General features: G+C 64.1%; 16 protein-coding genes. 3 read left to right on the forward strand and 13 right to left on the reverse strand.

Annotation, left to right across the window (positions count from 1 at the left end; genetic code table 11):
- Positions 1 to 10: 10 nt before the first annotated feature.
- Positions 11 to 1,864: an ABC transporter ATP-binding protein gene (locus C5J26_RS04670; protein ID WP_206051153.1), complete on the reverse strand. Its 1,854-nt coding sequence runs from the start codon at positions 1,862 to 1,864 to the stop codon at positions 11 to 13.
- Between the two features lie 342 nt (positions 1,865 to 2,206).
- On the opposite strand from C5J26_RS04670, the gene C5J26_RS04675 reads away from it, so the two are divergent.
- Complete coding sequence (locus tag C5J26_RS04675) at positions 2,207 to 3,763, forward strand: VOC family protein (RefSeq protein ID WP_105400694.1); 1,557 nt, start codon at positions 2,207 to 2,209, stop codon at positions 3,761 to 3,763.
- Here C5J26_RS04675 and C5J26_RS04680 read toward each other — a convergent pair whose 3' ends face one another.
- The 7 genes from C5J26_RS04680 to C5J26_RS04710 all read right to left on the reverse strand — a co-directional run bounded on the left by C5J26_RS04680 (position 3,764) and on the right by C5J26_RS04710 (position 10,613).
- Positions 3,764 to 4,855 (reverse strand): aminotransferase class V-fold PLP-dependent enzyme, encoded by a 1,092-nt coding sequence (locus tag C5J26_RS04680; RefSeq protein WP_105400695.1) that lies wholly within the window; start codon positions 4,853 to 4,855, stop codon positions 3,764 to 3,766.
- Positions 4,845 to 5,642, reverse strand: a complete 798-nt coding sequence (locus C5J26_RS04685; protein WP_105400696.1) for an ABC transporter ATP-binding protein — start codon at positions 5,640 to 5,642, stop codon at positions 4,845 to 4,847. The genes C5J26_RS04680 and C5J26_RS04685 overlap by 11 nt, the downstream gene beginning before the upstream one ends.
- Positions 5,639 to 6,421 carry an ABC transporter ATP-binding protein gene (locus C5J26_RS04690; protein ID WP_105400697.1) on the reverse strand — a complete coding sequence of 261 codons (783 nt, stop codon included), beginning with the start codon at positions 6,419 to 6,421 and terminating at the stop codon, positions 5,639 to 5,641. Before C5J26_RS04690 ends, C5J26_RS04685 begins: the two co-directional genes overlap by 4 nt.
- Entirely contained in the window at positions 6,418 to 7,248 is an 831-nt protein-coding gene (locus C5J26_RS04695) for an ABC transporter permease (protein WP_105400698.1), read from the reverse strand. Before C5J26_RS04695 ends, C5J26_RS04690 begins: the two co-directional genes overlap by 4 nt.
- A 10-nt stretch (positions 7,249 to 7,258) precedes the next feature.
- A complete protein-coding gene (locus tag C5J26_RS04700; RefSeq protein ID WP_105400699.1) occupies positions 7,259 to 8,248 on the reverse strand; it encodes an ABC transporter permease in 990 nt (329 codons plus the stop codon).
- Between the two features lie 40 nt (positions 8,249 to 8,288).
- On the reverse strand, positions 8,289 to 9,893 hold the full coding sequence (locus C5J26_RS04705) for an ABC transporter substrate-binding protein (RefSeq protein WP_105400700.1): 1,605 nt from the start codon (positions 9,891 to 9,893) through the stop codon (positions 8,289 to 8,291).
- Positions 9,894 to 10,040: 147 nt separating this feature from the next.
- The gene (locus C5J26_RS04710; RefSeq protein ID WP_105400701.1) at positions 10,041 to 10,613 is read right to left on the reverse strand and encodes a TetR/AcrR family transcriptional regulator; all 573 of its coding nucleotides are present in this window, start codon (positions 10,611 to 10,613) and stop codon (positions 10,041 to 10,043) included.
- A gap of 89 nt (positions 10,614 to 10,702) precedes the next feature.
- Between C5J26_RS04710 and fabF the strand changes: the two genes are divergently transcribed.
- Together fabF and C5J26_RS04720 are read left to right on the forward strand one after the other, a co-directional pair.
- Positions 10,703 to 11,992 carry a beta-ketoacyl-ACP synthase II gene (gene fabF, locus C5J26_RS04715; protein WP_105400702.1) on the forward strand — a complete coding sequence of 430 codons (1,290 nt, stop codon included), beginning with the start codon at positions 10,703 to 10,705 and terminating at the stop codon, positions 11,990 to 11,992.
- A gap of 11 nt (positions 11,993 to 12,003) precedes the next feature.
- On the forward strand, positions 12,004 to 13,182 hold the full coding sequence (locus C5J26_RS04720; RefSeq protein ID WP_105400703.1) for a thiolase family protein: 1,179 nt from the start codon (positions 12,004 to 12,006) through the stop codon (positions 13,180 to 13,182).
- A gap of 84 nt (positions 13,183 to 13,266) precedes the next feature.
- Here the strand turns inward: C5J26_RS04720 and C5J26_RS04725 are convergent, their stop codons facing one another.
- From C5J26_RS04725 to C5J26_RS04745, 5 genes are read right to left on the reverse strand one after another with little or no spacing between them, the layout of a single operon-like run.
- A complete protein-coding gene (locus tag C5J26_RS04725; protein ID WP_105400704.1) occupies positions 13,267 to 14,286 on the reverse strand; it encodes an extracellular solute-binding protein in 1,020 nt (339 codons plus the stop codon).
- 34 nt (positions 14,287 to 14,320) lie between these two features.
- On the reverse strand, positions 14,321 to 14,734 hold the full coding sequence (locus tag C5J26_RS04730; RefSeq protein ID WP_007765211.1) for a Rieske (2Fe-2S) protein: 414 nt from the start codon (positions 14,732 to 14,734) through the stop codon (positions 14,321 to 14,323).
- Positions 14,735 to 14,736: 2 nt separating this feature from the next.
- Positions 14,737 to 15,843: an amidohydrolase family protein gene (locus C5J26_RS04735; protein ID WP_105400705.1), complete on the reverse strand. Its 1,107-nt coding sequence runs from the start codon at positions 15,841 to 15,843 to the stop codon at positions 14,737 to 14,739.
- Positions 15,840 to 16,964, reverse strand: a complete 1,125-nt coding sequence (locus C5J26_RS04740; RefSeq protein ID WP_105400706.1) for an amidohydrolase family protein — start codon at positions 16,962 to 16,964, stop codon at positions 15,840 to 15,842. The genes C5J26_RS04735 and C5J26_RS04740 overlap by 4 nt, the downstream gene beginning before the upstream one ends.
- Positions 16,965 to 16,980: 16 nt before the next feature.
- Positions 16,981 to 18,084, reverse strand: a complete 1,104-nt coding sequence (locus C5J26_RS04745; protein ID WP_105400707.1) for an amidohydrolase family protein — start codon at positions 18,082 to 18,084, stop codon at positions 16,981 to 16,983.

An 18,084-nucleotide genomic window follows, 5' to 3' on the forward strand; every position in this document is an offset into this window, starting at 1 on the left:
ATATCCTCCCTCAGGCGCTGAGCGCGTCGTCGCCCGGACGTACCTGCAGATCGTAAAGCGCCTTATAGCGGCCGCCGAGCGCCAGCAGCTCGTCATGCGTTCCGCTTTCGACAATGCGGCCTTCTTCCATGAACAGGATCCGGTCGGCATGCATCAGCGAGCTCAGGCGATGGGCGACGATGATCGTCACCCGGTCGGCTGCATATCTGCGCATCGCGGTGCGGATGCGCTGTTCGGTGCCGGCATCGATTGCCGCCGTCGAGTCATCGAACACCATCACCGCCGGGCGCAGCATCAGCGCGCGGGCGATCGACAGGCGCTGCCGCTGCCCGCCGGATAGCGAGACGCCGCGTTCGCCGACGACCGTGCCGTAACCGGTCGGCAGGCCGAGCACGTAGTTATGGAGCTGGGCGCTTTCGCTGGCGCGCTCGATGCGTCCTTCCTTGGCCCACGGGTCGCCATAGGCGATGTTGTTTTCGATCGTCGTGGTGAACAGGAAACTGTCCTGCTGGACCACGGCCACCGACCGGCGCAGCGATTGCAGCGTGGCGCTGTGGATGTCCTGGCCGTCGATGGTGATCCTACCGCCCGTCGCATCGTAGAAACGCGGTATCAGGTGGGCCATGGTCGATTTGCCGCTGCCGGGCGGGCCGACGATGCCGATCGTCTCGCCGCGCTTCGCCTCGAAGGACACGCCGGTCAGGACCTGGTGCTTTTCGGCGCCCGGATAGGCGAAATCGACATTCTCGAACCGCAGCGTGCCGTCGGTGACCTTCAGCTCCTTGGCGTCCTTCTCGTCCTTGATGGCGATATCGAGGTCGAGCAGTTCGAACAGGCGTGCACCGCAGGTCGAGGCGCGGGCAAAGGCGTTGACCATCAGGCCGAGCTGGCGCACCGGCATCTGCAGGATGGTCATGAAGGTGAGGAAGGAGGTGAGTGTGCCGACGGTCATCTCGCCGGCCATTACCTTGGTGCCGCCGACCCAGAGAACGAGGCCCATGGAGGCGAAGAAGGACAGCGTCATGGCGCTGGTATTGGCGACCCGGATGCCGACGCGCTGATGCGCCAGCGACACCGCGCTCTTCGAGGCCGTGTCGAATTTTTCGAGCTCGTGGTCCTGGGCGGCGAAGGCACGCACGACGCGGATGCCGCCGAGATTTTCCTCCATCACGCGGGTCAGAACCGAAAGCCGTTCCTGGAGGTCGAGCCAGGTGGCGCGCAGCCGGAGCTGCGTCACCGACGACCGCCAGCCGACGAACGGCACGAAGCTCAGGGCCAGTAGGCCGAGCACCACGTCGGTCGACAGCAGAAGGTAGGCGCCGATGCCGATCAGCACGGTCAGCAGGACCATGCGCACCAGCGCGGTCGAGAAATACATGCGCACGCCTTCAAGGTCGAGCAGCCCGACGGTGATCAGGTCGCCCGAATGCATGCTGTCATGGAAGCTGAAGGAGAGCCGCTGGATCTTTTCGTAACAAGCAAGCCGGAGGCGATAGCCCATATGGTGGCCGACCGCCTCGCTGTAGTAGTTCTGGAAGAGGGTGAAAACGCCGCGGAGCACGCTGGCGCCGAGGAGCAGCAGGGCAGTCGTCAGAAGCGCATCCTGAGCCGCCTGGCCGGCATCGCCCCCGGTCAGCGCCACCTGCGTGTGGTCCACCGCCTGCCCGAGCAGCCGCGGGATCATCAGCTGGAAGGCGCAGGCGATCAGGGTCGCGCCGATCGCGAAGCTCGATTGCCACGGATGACGGAAGGCCATGACGGTAATGCGGGTCAGTATCGAGAAGCCTTTGCCCCAACCTGCCGCATTCACCAGCGCCAACGAAGCCGACGGCTTCGCAGCGCGAACTGTTGCATCGCTGCTCACGGTTTTATTCCAAAATGAATTACAGAGCCGGAAAAATATCCGGAAAGACGGCCATTATGAGATGAAGATTCGGGACCTCGATCTAGCCTGCATAATGGTGCTGAATCAGTCAACCGATTTGGACCAAAAACCGAGCCCGCTGTGGTGAATTTTTGACCTGTGTGGCGCCTGAATTTTCAGCAACGAGCCTGCCGGTATTCCAATGCCTGAGCATGCGGATGCGGGAGGAAAACGTCCATCAGGATGTTGACCGCGGTTTCTTTTGTCTCCGTGCATATCGCAAGCTCGGTTCCGTGCTGATATCGTCGCGCCGTAACTCACCAGAAAAGGTTCGGCTTTCGCATGACCAGCGGCCTGCATCACATCACCGCCATCACCCGCAAGATCCAGGCGAATGTCGATTTCTACACTGGCTTTCTCGGCCTGCGGCTCGTCAAGAGGACGGCGGGCTTCGAGGACGCCCGCCAGCTTCATCTGTTCTACGGCGACGGCGCTGCGACCCCCGGCTCGCTGATGACTTTCCTCGCCTGGGAGGATGGCTCGCTTGGGCGAGTCGGGCATGGGGCGCCGAGCGAGATCAGTTTTGCGATCGCGCCCGACGCGATCGGTTTCTGGCTGACGCGGGCGCTGCAGTTCAACGTCAAATTTTCCGGTCCGGCCCAGGAATTCGGCGAACCGGTGCTGCGGCTGACCGGCCCCGACGGCATCATCGTCAAGCTGGTCGGCGTCGAAGACACGACGCCCTGGGTCTGGTGGAGCGGCGGCGGCATAACCGAGGCGGATGCGATCCGAAAACTCCACGGCGCGACGATCCTTTCCGAAAAGCCGGAGCAGACGGCGGAATTTCTAACACGGCACATGGGCCTCAGGCTCGGGCCGAAGGACGGCAATATCCAGCGGCTGGTGTCGGATGCGCGAGATATCGTCGATGTCCGCGATGCCGGCGGCTTCTGGACTGCTGCACCCGGCACCGGCACGATCGACCATATCGCGTTTCGCGCCGTCGATCGACCCGAGGTCGAGGCAGTGCATGCGAAATTGCTGGCGGAGGATGCCGGTGAGATGAACATGCATGACCGGCATTATTTCCATTCGCTCTATGTCCGCGAGCCGTCCGGTACGCTGATCGAACTGGCGACGGACGGGCCGGGTTTCGCGGCCGACGAGCCGATTGAAACGCTCGGGTCCGAGCTGTTTATCCCGGCGCATTTCAAGGAAGACCATGACGTCCTGCGGGTCATGCTGCCGCAGTTCGGCCTGCCGGGGGAGGAGCGCATCATTTATCGCGACCTGCCTTTCGTGCACCGCATCCACATGCCGGAGAGCTGGGACGGTTCGACGCTGGTGCTGCTGCACGGCAGCGGCGGCAATGAAACGACCATGCTGCCCTTCGGCCGCAAGGCGGCTCCGAACGCCATGCTGATCGGGGTGCGCGGGCGGTCTACGGACGAGGGGCATCCGCGATATTTCCGTCGTTTCACGGAGACGACGTTCGATCAGAAGGAGATCGTCTCGGAAGCGGAGGCCTTCGTCGCCTTCGTGGAGGAACTCGGTCCGGCCTATGGCGTCGATCCGGCGCGGACGGGTTTTGCCGGCTGGTCCAACGGCGGCAACATGATCGGCGCGGTGATGCAGCTTCATCCGGACCTGATCCGCAAAGCGGTGCTGCTGCGGTCGATGAACTGCCTGGAAGATCGGCCGGCAGTCGATCTTTCCGGCACGCATGTCCTGTCGCTCAGCGCGACCGACGATTTTTACGGGTCGCTGGCCCGGGAACTCGAAGAGCGGCTTCTCGCTGACGGGGCGGAACTTACCGTCAGGACGCTCGATGCCAACCACGGGATCGGCACCGAGGACGAGATGATCGCCCGTGACTGGTTAGTGGAAAAAGGCTTCTGATCAATCGCCGTAATGCAGGGCGATGGCGTCGACGGCGGCGGATATGTCTGCCTTGAACCCCCGCCGCCGAAGCGCCATTCCATAGGCCGTCAGGTTGCCGAGCACGATATCGAAACGGGCGCGCTGGCCGGTGTGGTTGAGCCGGATCAACCGTTCGGCGCCGGGACCGACGCCGGCGGAAAGCTCGATACCGCGCGGGGCGACGGAGAGCACGGCGGTTGGATCGGCTGCGGCCGGAAGGCGGGCCGCCGTCACCAGGTTCGAACCGTGCAAGGCATCGACCCACAGTTCGCCGCCCATGGCGGCGAGTGCCGCACGTGTCGCGCGAGCGGCGCGGACATGCCGGGCGACGATCGCATCGATGCACTCCGCCTCGACGCGATCAAGGGCGGCTTCGAGCGCGAAAAATTCCAGCGGGGCGGTGGTGCCGGATAACGCGCCGCGGCCGGTTTCGAGCCAGGCTTTCTGGTCGATAAGCGAGAGAATGGAATCCCTTGGCGCCCCTTGTTCAGAAATCAGTTTCCAGGCGGCCGGGCTGACGGAGAGCGCCGAAACCCCGGCTGGTCCCGCCAGCGCCTTCTGCGGGCCGATAACGGCGATGTCGATGCCGAGTTCGTCGATGCCAAGTGCATGGCCGCCGATCGAAGCGACCGCATCCACCACCGTGACGATGCCGCGCGAGCGGGTGAGCGCTATGATCTCCTCCAGCGGGTTGCGGATGCCGCTTGCCGATTCCGCATGGACGAGGGCCAGGACCTTGATGTCCGGATGCGTATTCAGCGCCGCCTCGACCACTTCCAGCCCGATTGGGCGGGCGGGCTCTGCGGCGAGATCGACGACCTCGGCGCCGCCGCGCCTGAGCCAGGTGCCGAACCAGCCGCCATACATGCTGGTGACGATGTTGATCGCCTTCAGGCCGGGGCGGGCGAGGCTGAGGGCAGCCGCTTCCAGCGCGACGACGGCCTCCGCCTGGATCAGCAGGACGTCGTTTCGGGTCTTCAGGATTTTGGCTATCCGGTCAGCGATCACAGCGTAACGCGCGGTGGGGAAAGAGGGGGCGTCGTTCAGCGGGTTCCAGCGGTCAAACGTCATGGGATGGTCCTTCCGTTGGTTCTGTCAAAAGGCGTGGTATGGCATGGACCAGGGCCCTGGCCGCAGGTGATTGCGGATTTTCGATTACCTGCCGCATCGGCCCGGTCTCGACCAACTGCCCGGCATCCATGACGGCGATCCGGTGCGAGACGGCGCGCAGGACGGCGAGATCGTGCGAAACGAAAAGATAGCTGATGCCGCGCTCTTCTTGTAGCTCGACCAGCAATTCGAGGATCTTGCCTCGGATCGAGACGTCCAGCGCCGATACCGCCTCGTCGAGCACGATCAGCGACGGTTTTGTGGCGATGGCACGGGCAATGGCGATACGCTGCCGCTGGCCGCCGGACACTTCGCGGATCGACCGCTCGGCATAGTTCGCGGGCAGGCCGACGCGATCAAGCAGCGCCGCGATTTCTTGTCTGCGCTCAGCTCTCGGCACGAGGTTGTGGATGCGGAGCGGATCGTCCAGCACGGAGGCGACCGTGGCGCGCGGGTTGAAGGCGCCCAGCACGTCCTGAAACACCATCTGCATCCTGGCGCGACGATGGCGGAGATTCGCGCCGGACAGCGAAAGCCAGTCCTCGCCTTCGAACCGGATCGAACCGGCGTCGGCCGGTAAAAGCCGCATCAGGAGGCGGGCGAGGGTCGATTTCCCGCTGCCCGAGGCGCCGACGAGGCCGAGCGTTTCGCCGGATCCAAGCGTCAGTGAAACATCGCTGACCGCCGCGACTTCGCGGCCGCCGGACGAAAAACGCTTCGAGAGATTTTCGATCGCGAGCAGCGTCACGGCGCGGCCTCCCGGATGAGCGGAGGCGTCGTGAGATCGCGGTGGCTGGCGATCAGCGTCCTTGTGTAGGCCTCTCTGGGGGACGAGAGAACAAGTCCGGTAGGCCCGGCTTCAACGAGCCTGCCGTCCTTGAAGATTGCCACCCGGTTCGCAAAACCTGAAGCCAGTCCAATGTCGTGGGTGATGAAGATCAGCGTCATGCTGGCCTCGCGAACCAGTTCGTCGAGCAGCGAGACAATCTCGGCCTGCACGACCATGTCGAGCGCACTGGTCGCCTCGTCGGCGATCAGGATGCCGGGCTTGGCGGCAAGGGCGGCGGCAATCGCGACACGCTGTCGCTGGCCGCCGGAAAGCTGGTGCGGGAAGGCCCGCATCGCCTTGTCCGGCTGGGACAAGCGGACCCGCTCCAGCATTTTTAGCGCATGGGCATAGGCCTCTCTCCACGACAGGCGGAGATGCCGGCGGACGCCTTCCGCCACCTGTTCGCCGATCGTCAGAACCGGGTTCAGGCTGGAGGATGGGTCCTGGAAAACGAAGCCGAGATCGCGGCCGGGCAAAGGCGACCCGCCCGAAGACCATCGCATCTCGCCCGCCAGTTTCGCACCCGGCGGCAAGAGGCCGGCCACTGCGCGCGCAAGCGTGCTTTTACCGGAGCCGCTTTCGCCGATGATCGCCAGCCGTTCGCCCGTGGTGATGTCGAGGTCGATATGGTCCAGCGCCGGCAGCGTCTGGCCGCGATAGGTGACCGACAGGTTTCTGATCTCGCAAAGCGTGCTCATGGCTCCAGCCTCCGGCCGCCAAGCGCCTTGGTGAGGCCTTCGCTGAAGAGGTAGACGCCGACGACGGTCACCACCAGCGCGGTGCCCGGGAAGATCGACAGCGACGGTGAGGAGCGCAGGATGTTGCGGCCCTCGGCGATCATCGAACCCCAGGTGACGACGTTCGGGTCTCCGAGACCGAGGAAGGAAAGGGCGGCTTCGGTGAGGATCGCCGCCGCGACGATGATGGCGGAGAGCGCCAGAACCGGCGGCAGAGCGTTCGGCAATATCTCCCGGAAGGCGATTTCGGCCGGATGCATGCCGATCACCCGCGCGGAAGCCACATAATCCCGCTCGCGTATCGAAAGCACCTGCGCTCGTGTCAGCCGTGCCGGATCGGCCCAGGCGCCGAGCGCGATCGCCAGCACCACGACCGGCACCGAGGCGCCGATGACGCTGACGAAGGCGAGCGCCAGCAGGAAACTCGGGACGATCTGGAAGGCATCGACGACGCGCATCAGTCCCTCGTCGACCAACCCGCCGGCAAAGCCGGCCGTCAGCCCGATGCAGAGGCCAATTGCAATCGCGGCCAGCGCTGACGCAAGGCCGACCGCCAGCGACGTGCGAGTTCCGTGGATTATGCCGGCCAGCACATCGCGACCAAGCCGGTCTGTGCCGAGCGGAAAAGCGGGGTCGGTGAAGGGCGGCAGCAGCGCCCGGCCGGCGATGCGCAGCGGATCGCCGGCGGACAGCACCGGCGCGAACAATGCCACGAGCACCAGAGCCGCCAGGATACCGAGCCCGATCACGCCTTCCGGCGTCCGGACGAGATCGCGTAGGAGCCTCATGCACGCCCTCTCATGAATTGGGCTCCGAGGCATCGACGCGGGGGTCGAGTGCCGCATAGACGAGATCGACGAGAAGGTTGACGCAGATCACCAGCACGGCGCTGACGACGATGATGCCCATCAGCAGCGGCGCGTCGCGGCCGCTGACCGCCTCCTGCGCCAGCCGGCCGAAACCGGGAATGGCAAAAATGCTCTCGATGACGACGCTGCCCCCGAGCATGGCGGCCGATTGCAGGCCGAGCATGGTGACGAGCGGCAGAGCCGCGTTGCGCGCCACATGACGCAGCACGATGCGGCTGCGGGACAGCCCCTTGGAACGGGCGAAAAGCACGAAATCCAGCGTCCATGCCTCCGCCATGCCGGAGCGCATCACCCGCAGGAACAGCGCCATGTAGATCAGCGCCAGAGCGCCGACCGGCAGGACGAGGTGCCGGGCGATATCCATGACGCGGGCAAGGCCCACCTTGCCGGAGGCGATGGTCTCGATGCCCGAGGTCGGCAGCCAGCGGAGCTGCACCGCAAAGACGATGCTAAGAACCAGACCGAGCCAGAAGCTTGGGATCGCGTAAAGAATGAGGGAACAGGTGGAAAGTGCTCTGTCCATTATGCTTTCTGGTTTTGCGCCAGCGACGATCCCGAGCGCCGAACCGAGCCCGAAAGACAGTGCCGTGGCGCTGCCCATCAGCAGCAGCGTGTTCGGAAGGCGTTCGAGAATGAGGTCGAGGACGGGCCTGCCGAAGGCGACCGACCAGCCGAGATCGAATGTCGCCAGCGACGAGAAATAGAGCCAAAGCCGGGCGAGCATCGACTGGTCGAGGCCATAGGCCTGACGCAACGACTGGGCGACTGTCGCGTCGCCGCCGCCGATCGACAGGAGATAGGCATCCACCGCATCGCCGGAGGCGGATTCGAGCAGGAGGAAGGTCAGGACAACGACGATCAGCAGCACCGGAATGCTGCTGATCGCGCGACGTCGGATCAATCGAATGGCTCGGTTCACGCCGAAAAGCGCCTCTGAATCGGATAGTCCGTCAAGCCTATCACGATTTCAGCGCGGTATCCGACCAGTTCGATACGGCCCAGCGCGGATTGTTGGAGACGTTCTGCACCGTGTCGCGCGCCACCGTGATGAAGCCCCATTCGGCGACGTTGATCAGCGGCAGGTCGGTGGCGACGATCTTCTGGAACTGCTTGTAGAGTTCCGTGCGGGCCGCGGTATCGACCGTTTCCGCAGCCTTGGCGATGATGCCGTCCAGCTCCTTGTTCTCGTAGCCGCCCTGATTGGAGAAGGGCACACCGGCCGGAATTCCGGACCGGACGAGGATGGTCGTCGAGATCGCCGGGTCGCCACGGAAAACCGGCGGGCCGATGGCAAGATCGAAGTCGTGATCCGTGTAGACCGCCTTCTGGTGGGCGGCGGCATCGGCATTGATGAGCTGTGCATCGATGCCGACTGCCGCGAGCGCCTGGCGCAGGTAGTCGCCGAACTGCTTGGTCTCGTTGAAATAGGGCGCCGGGCGCAGTTTCAGCGAGAAACGGGTGCCATTGGCGCCCTTCTTGTAGCCGGCCTCGTCGAGCAGCGCATTCGCCTTGGCGGTGTCGAAAGCGTAGGTCGGCACGCTGGCGTCATAGAATTCCGGGGCGTTCTTCGGCACGGGGCCTGTCGAGGCGGCGGCGTAACCCAGGAAGATCGTGTCGACGACGAACTTCTTGTCGATCGCATGGTCGATCGCCTGTCGGACCTTGGCGTCGGCAAGCTCCTTGCGGCGGTGGTTGATCTCGACCACGAGCTGGTAGGTCAGCGCCTCATAGCCCTTGGAGATCACCTTGATGCCCGGCACCTTGGAAATGCGGGCGAGATCGGTGAGCGGCACGGCTGAGAAGGCGGCGAGCTGGATCTCTTCCGCTTCCAGTGCAGCACCTGCGCCGGCGCGATCCGGCAGGACCCGGAAGATTATCTCGTCGAGCTTCGGTTCGCCCTTGCCCCAGTAGTCGGCGTTCTTGGTCAGGCGGTAATATTCGCCCGGCTTGTATTCGGTGAACTTGAACGGACCGGTGCCCACCAGCTTCACGTTGGCAGGGTTGGTGGCGATATCGGTGCCTTCATAGAGATGTTTCGGCACGACGCTGCTGACCACCGGCAGGGCGTTGCGGATGAGCTGCAAGGGCGTCGGCTTGGAGAACTTGAAGACGGCGGTCGTCGCATCCGGCGTGTCGACGGCTTCGAGATTGGCGAAGACGAGGCGGCCGAGGTTCTGCAGCGGCTTCCAGATGTTGAGAGCCGAATAGGCGACGTCGGCCGAGGTGAATGGCTTTCCGTCATGCCATTTCACACCTTCGCGTAACTTGAAGGTTACGGACTTGCCATCGTCCGAGCCTTCCCAGGACGTGGCGAGGCGCGGCGCCAAGCCGTCCTTGCCGTCGAAGGAGGCTTCGGCGAGCGGCTCGACCACCTTGCTCGCGATGAAGAACACGCCGTTCGAGGCGACGATCGCCGGGTTGAGGTTTTTAGGTTCGGAATCTGCGGCGACGATCAACCGGTTGCCTGCACCTTGAGCAAGGGCGAAAGTCGGCAAAGCTGTCGAGGCGAGCAATGCACCGCCTGCCTGCAAAAGGGTCCGTCGGGATAGGTTGGCGATCGTCATTGCTCTCTCCTGCATCCAGCCATTTTCCAGCATATTGCCAGCGAAATGAACGGCCGCACAGGCAGGAAATTCCTCTGCGGAGCATTCGGAAACAAATTCTTGGGCGCGCAGGGATGGAAGGTGAATTTTCCATTGCGCTGTAAAGGCTTAGTGCCGGGTCTCCAGCTTGTCGCGAAGGGTAGCGAGGATCTCCTCCGCGAGCGGTGTATCGCCGACCGCGCGGGCGAGCGTCATCCCTCCGACCATCTGGGACAGGATGACGATCGACTTGCGGCGCCGACCCTCATCGCCGTTGCCATCGACGATCTCCTGCAGTAGCTGGAGGTGGTTTTCGATGCCTTCGGCGAACACCGATTGCACCGCTTCGCCCTGCCGAGAGGCGTCGGCGCAGAGAGAGGCGAGAGTGCAGCCCTTGGCCTTGAAGATCAGGTTCGGCCGGGACAGATACATGCTTGCGATCGCCTTGAGGGCCCTTTCGCGTGTATGTCCGATCGTCTGCCGCCAGTTCGCGGCATTGAGCGCCAGCGCCTGGCGCGTCGCCTCGGCTGCCAGGTCCATCTTGGATTTGAACTGGCCGTAAAATCCCCCATGCGTCAGGCCCGCCGCCTTCATCAGGTCGGCGATGCCGATGCCGTCAAAGCCGTATTCGCGGAACAGTTCGCCCGCTTTTAGCACCACGCGGGCGCGGTTCTCCTCGGCTTCCTGGCGGCTCACCTTCATCGTCTTCTCCTTCGAACATCTTGACTCTTATATTCTGATCGTCATCTAAAGGAGATAAATGATGATCAAAATTTAAATCGAGGTGAAACATGCCGGCAAGACCGAGCGACAGAATAGTGATCACCGGCATGGGCATGGTATCGCCTCTCGCCAGCGGCGTGGAAGCCACCTGGAAACGCCTGATCGAGGGCCGTTCCGGCCTGCGCCGGCTGTCCGACGAGATGGTACCGGATATCGACGCCAAGGTCGGCGGCGTGGTGCCCGGGATCGACGAGGACGAGTTCGGTTTCGATATCGACCTTGCGGTGCCGCACAAGGAGCGCAAGAAGATGGATCGCTTCATCGCATTTGCGCTCGAAGCCTCGCGGCAGGCGCTGGAGCAGTCCGGCTGGGTCGCCGATACCGACGACAAGCAGGACCGCACCGCAACGATCATCGCCTCCGGCATCGGTGGGTTCCATTCGATTGCCGAGGCGGTGCGCACGGTGGACGCGCGCGGCGCCGGCCGGCTTTCGCCCTTCACGGTCCCGTCCTTCCTCGTCAATCTCGCGGCCGGCCATGTCTCCATTCGCTACGGTTTCAAGGGGCCGATTGGCGCGCCGGTGACGGCTTGCGCAGCAAGCGTCCAGGCGATCGGCGACGGCGTGCGGATGATCAGGAGCGGTGAAGTCGATGTCGCGCTCTGCGGCGGCACCGAGGCCTGCATCAACCGCGTGGCGCTTGGCGGATTTGCGGCTGCACGTGGTCTCTCCACCGCATTCAACGACACGCCTGAAAAGGCGTCGCGGCCGTTCGATGCCGCACGCGACGGTTTCGTCATGGGCGAGGGCGCCGGCATCGTCGTCGTCGAAACGCTCGAACACGCGCTTGCGCGCGGCGCGACCCCGCTCGTTGAAGTGGTCGGTTACGGCACCAGCGCCGATGCCTATCACCTGACCGCCGGTCCGGCCGATGGTTCCGGGGCGAAAAGGGCGGTCCAGCGAGCACTGCAGATGGCAGGCCTTCAACCCGATGCGATCGGTTATCTCAACGCGCATGCCACATCGACACCGGTGGGTGACGCGGGCGAGCTCGCGGCCATCAAATCGGTTTTCGGCACCAGCAACGGCCCGGCGATCTCTTCGACCAAGTCGGCGACCGGCCATCTGCTTGGTGCGGCCGGTGGGCTCGAAGCGATCATCACCGCACTGGCGCTGCGCGACGGCATATTGCCGCCGACCCTCAACCTCGAAGATCCCGATCCGCTCGCCGAAGGGCTCGATCTCATCGGTCCGCAGGCCCGTAACGCGGAGGTCGAATACGCGCTGTCCAACGGTTTCGGCTTCGGCGGCGTCAATGCCAGCGTCATCCTACGCCGCTTCGACGAAAACGCATTTTAGGGAGAACCGCCATGTCTGAAGTCGTCATCGTCCAGCCGGTGCGCACCGCGATCGGCAAATATAACGGCTCGCTCGCCGGCATACCGGCGGTCGATCTCGGTGCTGCGGTCATCCGCGAGACGATCGCGCGCTCCGGCCTCAGCACCGCCGAGGTGGCCTCGGTCACCATGGGCAATGTCGTCCAGGCCGGCAACAAAATGAACCCGGCGCGGCAGGCGGCGATCCACGGCGGCCTGCCGGTCTCGGTGCCGGCAGTCACGGTCAACCGCGTCTGCGGCTCGGGCGCGGAAGCGATCGCCAGTGCGGCCAAGGATATCTGGCTCGGTCATGCCAAGGCGGCGATCGCCGGCGGCATGGAGAACATGGACCGCGCGCCCTACCTGATGAGCGGCGGCCGCTGGGGGTATCGCATGGGCCATGCGGAAATTTATGACAGCATGCTGCTCGACGGCCTGCACGATGCATTTTCCGACCGCCATTCCGGCTGGCATACCGAAGACATGATTGCCTCGCAGCAGATCAGCCGCGCCGATCAGGATCGCTGGGCGGCGCGTTCGCAACAGCGGTTCAGCGCCGCGCAGGCGGAAGGCAGGTTTGCAGCCGAGATCGTTGGCATCGACCTTCCGGTGAAGGGCGGCGTGAAAAGTTTTGCCGCCGACGAAACGCCGAGGCCGGATACCACGATAGAGGCGCTTGCCAAGCTCAAGCCGGCCTTCCGCGACGAGGGCACGATCACCGCCGGCAATGCGCCGGGCCTCAACAGCGGCGCGGCGGCGATGATCGTCGCCGACCGGGCGTTTGCCGAAGGTAGGGGCCTGCGCCCGATGGCGCGGCTGGTGTCCTATGGCGTTGCCGCCGTCGAACCCGGCATGTTCGCGCTCGCGCCGATCCCGGCCGTCAATGAGGCGCTGGAGCGTGCCGGCTGGGCGGTCGGCGATATCGAGCGGATCGAGATCAACGAGGCCTATGCGGCGGTGCCGCTCGCGGTCCTTAAAGGGCTCGGCCTGCCGGAGGATATCGCCAATGTCGAAGGCGGGGCGGTGGCGCACGGCCATCCGATCGGCGCGACCGGCGCGATCCTGACCACGCGGCTTCTCCATTCGATGCAGCGCGACGGCCTGAAGCGCGGTGTGGTGACGCTCTGCATCGGCGGCGGCCAGGGCATCGCGCTGGCGCTCGAAATGCTGTGATAGGAGCGGCAAAAAGCGCGGCAAGAGGGATTGCCGCGCTTTCCGTCTATCCAGGCAGAGAGGACCTTAGGGTCTTGGAGACCCTTACGGATAGATTTTCTTGGCCAGATCCATCATCGGGCCGTATTCGTTCATCTCGCGGGTGCCGAGCAGCTTGGCGCCGGCGAAGCGCTTGGATTCCGGGTCGAGCTGATCCTCGACACCCTTGGCCACCGGCAGCATCCAGGCCTTGGCGTAGGTGACCTGCGATTCCATGTCGAGGAAGTGGTTGATGAACAGTTTTGACGCGTTCGGATGCGGCGCGTTCTTCATCATCGCGAAATGGATCGAGACGTAGGGCACCCCTTCCGGCGGCACGATCACCTTGATCGGCAGGCCCTTCAGGTCGTTGGCGAATGCGAACATCTGCGGAATGTAGACTGGATATTCGCCCCGGGCGACACGCTTTGCGTCATTGCGTAGGTCGCGGCTGAAGACCGGCTTGTTTTCGGCGAGCTTCTCGTTGAACGCCTGGCCGAGGGCCTTGTGGAAGACCACGAACATCGTGCCGCCGGAACCGAGCGGGCGCATGTCGTCGGAGAGGATCTTGCCCTTCCATTTCGGGTCGGCAAGGTCCTTCCAGCTTTTCGGTTCGTCTTCCGGCTTGACCAGGCTTGTGTTGACCAGGATGCCATAGGCCTGCAGGAAACCCGGCACGTGGGTCTCGGTGATCTCCTTTCTCATGTCTTCGCGGATATTGGCGACGTTCGGGATGGTTCCGAGCGGCTGTACGAGGGTGCCCTGGGTGACGCCGGTCTCGATCGAGTTCGCCGAATGCATCTGGATATCGGCGATGAAACGACCGGCGGCCTGTTCGGCGCGCAGGCGCTCGGTCAGCTCGCTGGCGCGCAGATCGAGCGACTCGACCTTGATGCCGTATTTCTTCTGAAAGCTTTCGACGACGGCGAGAAAGTTCGGGGCGCCGAGCTGCGAATTGTAGACGGTGACGGTGCCTTCCTTCTTGGCGGCTTCCACCACCTTGTTCCAGTCGGCATCCTGCGCAAGCGCTGGGCTACAGAGCATCGCGCCGAGCATGAGCGCGGCCAATTTGGTGATGAGCGACATTTTTCCTCCCGAGATATTCGCTTGTGAAAAGGTTTCAGATCTCGACGATCACGTAGTCCTCGTCGATGGAGACCGGAAAGGTCTCGGCCTGGTACGGGCCTTCCGCGAGCGCGCCGCCCTTGGCGACGCTCACGTCGAAACTCTTGACGCGGGTGCGTGCCGGATCGCACCAGGATTTGCCGGTGCGGATGTCGAATTCCCAGCCGTGCCAGGGGCAGCGGACGAGTTCGCCATGGCGCGTCATGCGGTATTTGCCGGGCTCGTCGGATTCGGCGAGGCCGACGACCTGGCCGCGGCAGAGATCGGCGCCCTCGTGCGGGCAGCGGTTGGCAATGGCGAAAAACTCGCCCTTGACGTTGAAGAGGGCGATGTCGCGGCCGGCGACCTTCACCAGCTTGGACTTGCCGATATCGAGTTCATCGACCTTGGCGATTACGTGACGGGCCATGCTCAGCTCAATCCATAGAAGTTGACAGCGTTTCCGGCGAAGATTGCCGCTTTTTCGGCCGCCGACAGCGGCACCTTGAAGGCGTAGCGGGGATCGTCGAAATCCCAGTGGGGATAGTCGGTCGAGAACATCAGCCGGTCGGTGCCGATCCAGTTCAACGTGTCGGTGAGGTTCCTGGCCGGGTTCGGCTCTTCCATCGGCTGGGTGGTGAACCAGATGTTGGCCTTGAGGTATTCCGAGGGCGGCCGCTTCACATGCGGGACCTCGTCGCGCATCGCACCCCAAGCCTTGTCCATGCGCCAGCCGAAGGCCGGCACCCAAGAGAAGCCGCCTTCGACGAAGGAGATCTTCAGGCCCGGAAAATGCTCGAAGACGCCCTCGAAGATCAGGCTAGATATCACCGACTGCATGGTCTGCACCTGGCTGTGGTGCTCCTCGATGTAATAGGAAGGCCAGCCGGCGCCGGTCGCCTGATGCCCGCCGACGCCGCCGACATGCAGGGAGATCGGCAGACGGTGACTGACGGCCGCTTCGAAGATCGGCCAGTGGCGGCGTTTTCCGAGCGGCTCGATCGAGCGCGGCGGCAGCAGGACCTGCACGAAGCGCTTATCGGAGGCGCGGCGGTTGATCTCGGCGATGGCGCTTTGCGGGTCCTCCTGGGTGGCGATGATCGAGCCGCGCAGGCGCGGTTCCGGCTCCAGGAATTTGCCGACCTGCCAGTCGTTGATGGCAGACGCGATGGCGGTGGCGAAATCCGGGTGTCGCTGGCCGCTGGCGTTGAAGCGCAGCGGCACGAGCACGCCGATATCGATGCCGAGCCCGTCGAGGTGCTGTTCGCGCAGAAAGGGGAGGTCGGAACCCGGGGGACCGCCTGCCGGCGGCCAGCTGTCTACGCGCGAGACCTCCGGCACCATGCGCGGATGGGACAGGGTTTCAGACAGTCCCTGGCGGGTATGGCCGCCATAGGTTGCGAGATGATCCCGCCAGCGCTGCGACAGATAGGGATGTATTTCCGCCGGCGTCTTCATCGACGGATGGATATCGCAGTCGATCAGATTGTACTTGGCCTTCGCCTCGACCGGGCGTTCCAGCGTTTGGGTTTCGGTCATCGTGCGGCCTCCTTCTCAAAGCCCGCGGCGATCCGCGGATAGGTGGCGAGCGGGTTGTCGATCAGGATCTTCTTCGCCAGCGTCTCGCCGAACCTGGCCGAAAGCGCCTTGGTGCCTTCGAACTGCGCATGCGGATAGTCGGTCGAAAACAGCAGAAGATCGTCGCAGTCGATGTGTTCGAGCGTGCGGGCGAGCGCATCGGCTTCGAGCGGCGCTTCGACCGGTTGCAGCGTGAAGCGGACATGCCGTTTGACGATGTCGCTCGGCTGTTCGGTGACCCAGGGCGTCTCGGCCCGCACGCCGCGCCAGGTCTTGTCGGCCCGCCAGAAGAACGACGGCAGCCATGTGAAGCCGCTTTCGGCAAACACGACCTTGAGGTCCGGTACCTTGTGGAAGACGCCCTCGGCAATGAGGCTGAGGAGCTGGCTTTCGAAGATCGAGCCTTGAGCCACATAGGCCTCGACGAAGAAGCTCGGCCAGCCGGTGGCGGTCGGCGCGTGGCGGTTGCTGCCGCCGGCATGGATACAGAGCGGCAGCCTGTTGCGGGCGGCGGCCTCGTAGATCGGCCAGTAACGGCGCCGCCCGAGCGGCTCGTCGTTCTGGGCGAGGATCATCACCTGCACGAAACGCGGGTCCGCCGCGCGCTTCTCGATCTCGGCGACAGCGAGTTCGGCATTCTGGGCCGAGACGATGATCGAGCCGCGCAGGCGCGGCTCCTTGTCGAGCCATTCCCGCGCCAGCCATTCGTTGACGGCGCCGCAGAGCGCTGCGGCCATGTCGTCGGAATGCATGATCATCGAGCCGTGCAGCACGTTGCAGATCGCCAGCCGCGTTCCGAACGGATCGAGCGCCTGGGCGCGGACGGCTTCCAGCGTATCGCCGGCGAAGCCGCTTGCCGCCTTCCAGTCAGGACGGACATTGATCGGCGCGCGCGGCGGCGATGCGGTCATTGCCAGGCTCATCCGGTCGACGCCGCGCATGACAAAGGTCTCGCGCCAGTAGTCGTCGAGATAGGGCAGCAGCGTCGCGGTCGCCGGCGAGGCCGGATGCAGGTCGCAGTCGATGCCGCCGATGGTCGACAATCCAGGTTCGTTGCCCAGCGATCTCACCATTTCATTCATGTGAGTACTCCCATGTTCAGGGCAGGCGGTAGACGCGCTTTGCGTTGTCGCGAAAGATCTGAGCGCGCTCCGTCGGCGACAGCGGCACCTTGAAGGCGTAGCGCGGATCGTCGAAATCCCAATGCGGATAATCGGTCGAGAACATCAGCTTGTCGGTGCCGACCCAGCGCAGCGTGTCGAGCAGGTGGCGGTTGTTTTCCGGCTCCTCGATCGGCTGGGTGGTGAACCAGACGTTCTCGCGGATATATTCGGACGGCGGCCGTTTCACATGCGGCACCTCGGAGCGCATCCGTTCCCACTGCTTGTCGAGCCGCCACATCAGCGGTGCCGCCCAGGCGAAGCCGCCTTCGACGACGATCAGCTTCAGCTTGGGGAACCGTTCGAAGACGCCCTCGAAGACCATGCTGGTAACGACGCTCTGCAGGCTGTGCGAAAAGGCGTAGTGCTCCTCGATATAGAAATTCAGCCAGCCGGCGCCGCTATTCGCATGTTGGCCATAGGCTGCCGAATGCATGCCGATCGGCATGTCGTAATGTTCGGCAGCCTCGTAGATCGGCCAGTAGCGGCGACGTCCCGCCGGCTCGATGGTACGCGGCGGAATGGCGATCTGGGCGAAACTCCGGTCGCCGATACGCGCCTCGATTTCGGCAAGCGCCGCCGGCACGTCTTCCTGGGTGACGGAGATCGAGCCTTTCAGACGCGGGTCCGGGCCTGTCCATTTGTCGAGCTGCCAGTCGTTGACGGCAGCGCACATCGCAGCGCCGAGCTCCTGGTTCAGCGTCGAGGAACCGGCCGCCAAGGGTTGCAGGATGCCGTATTCGATGCCGAGCGGATCGAGCAACTGCTCCTGCAGATAGGCAAGGTCGGAGGCCGGCGGTCCGCCGTTCGGCGGCCAGGCGTCGCGGCGCATGCCGTTGCCGGGCGTCATGCGCGGGTAAGGCAGGGTGCCGACCACCGGATTGGCACTGCGCTGGCCGTAATCGGCCAGATGGTCGCGCCAGCGGACGGGCAGGAATTTCGCAAGTTCCGCAGGCGAACCGAAGGCGGGATGGATGTCGCAATCGACGATCCCGAGCTTGGCCTCGGTTTTGGTCTCCTTGTCCAGAACGGCTTGGTTCAT

It is taken from the genome of Neorhizobium sp. T7_12, from assembly GCF_002968535.1.
Taxonomy (GTDB): Bacteria; Pseudomonadota; Alphaproteobacteria; order Rhizobiales; family Rhizobiaceae; genus Neorhizobium; species Neorhizobium tomejilense.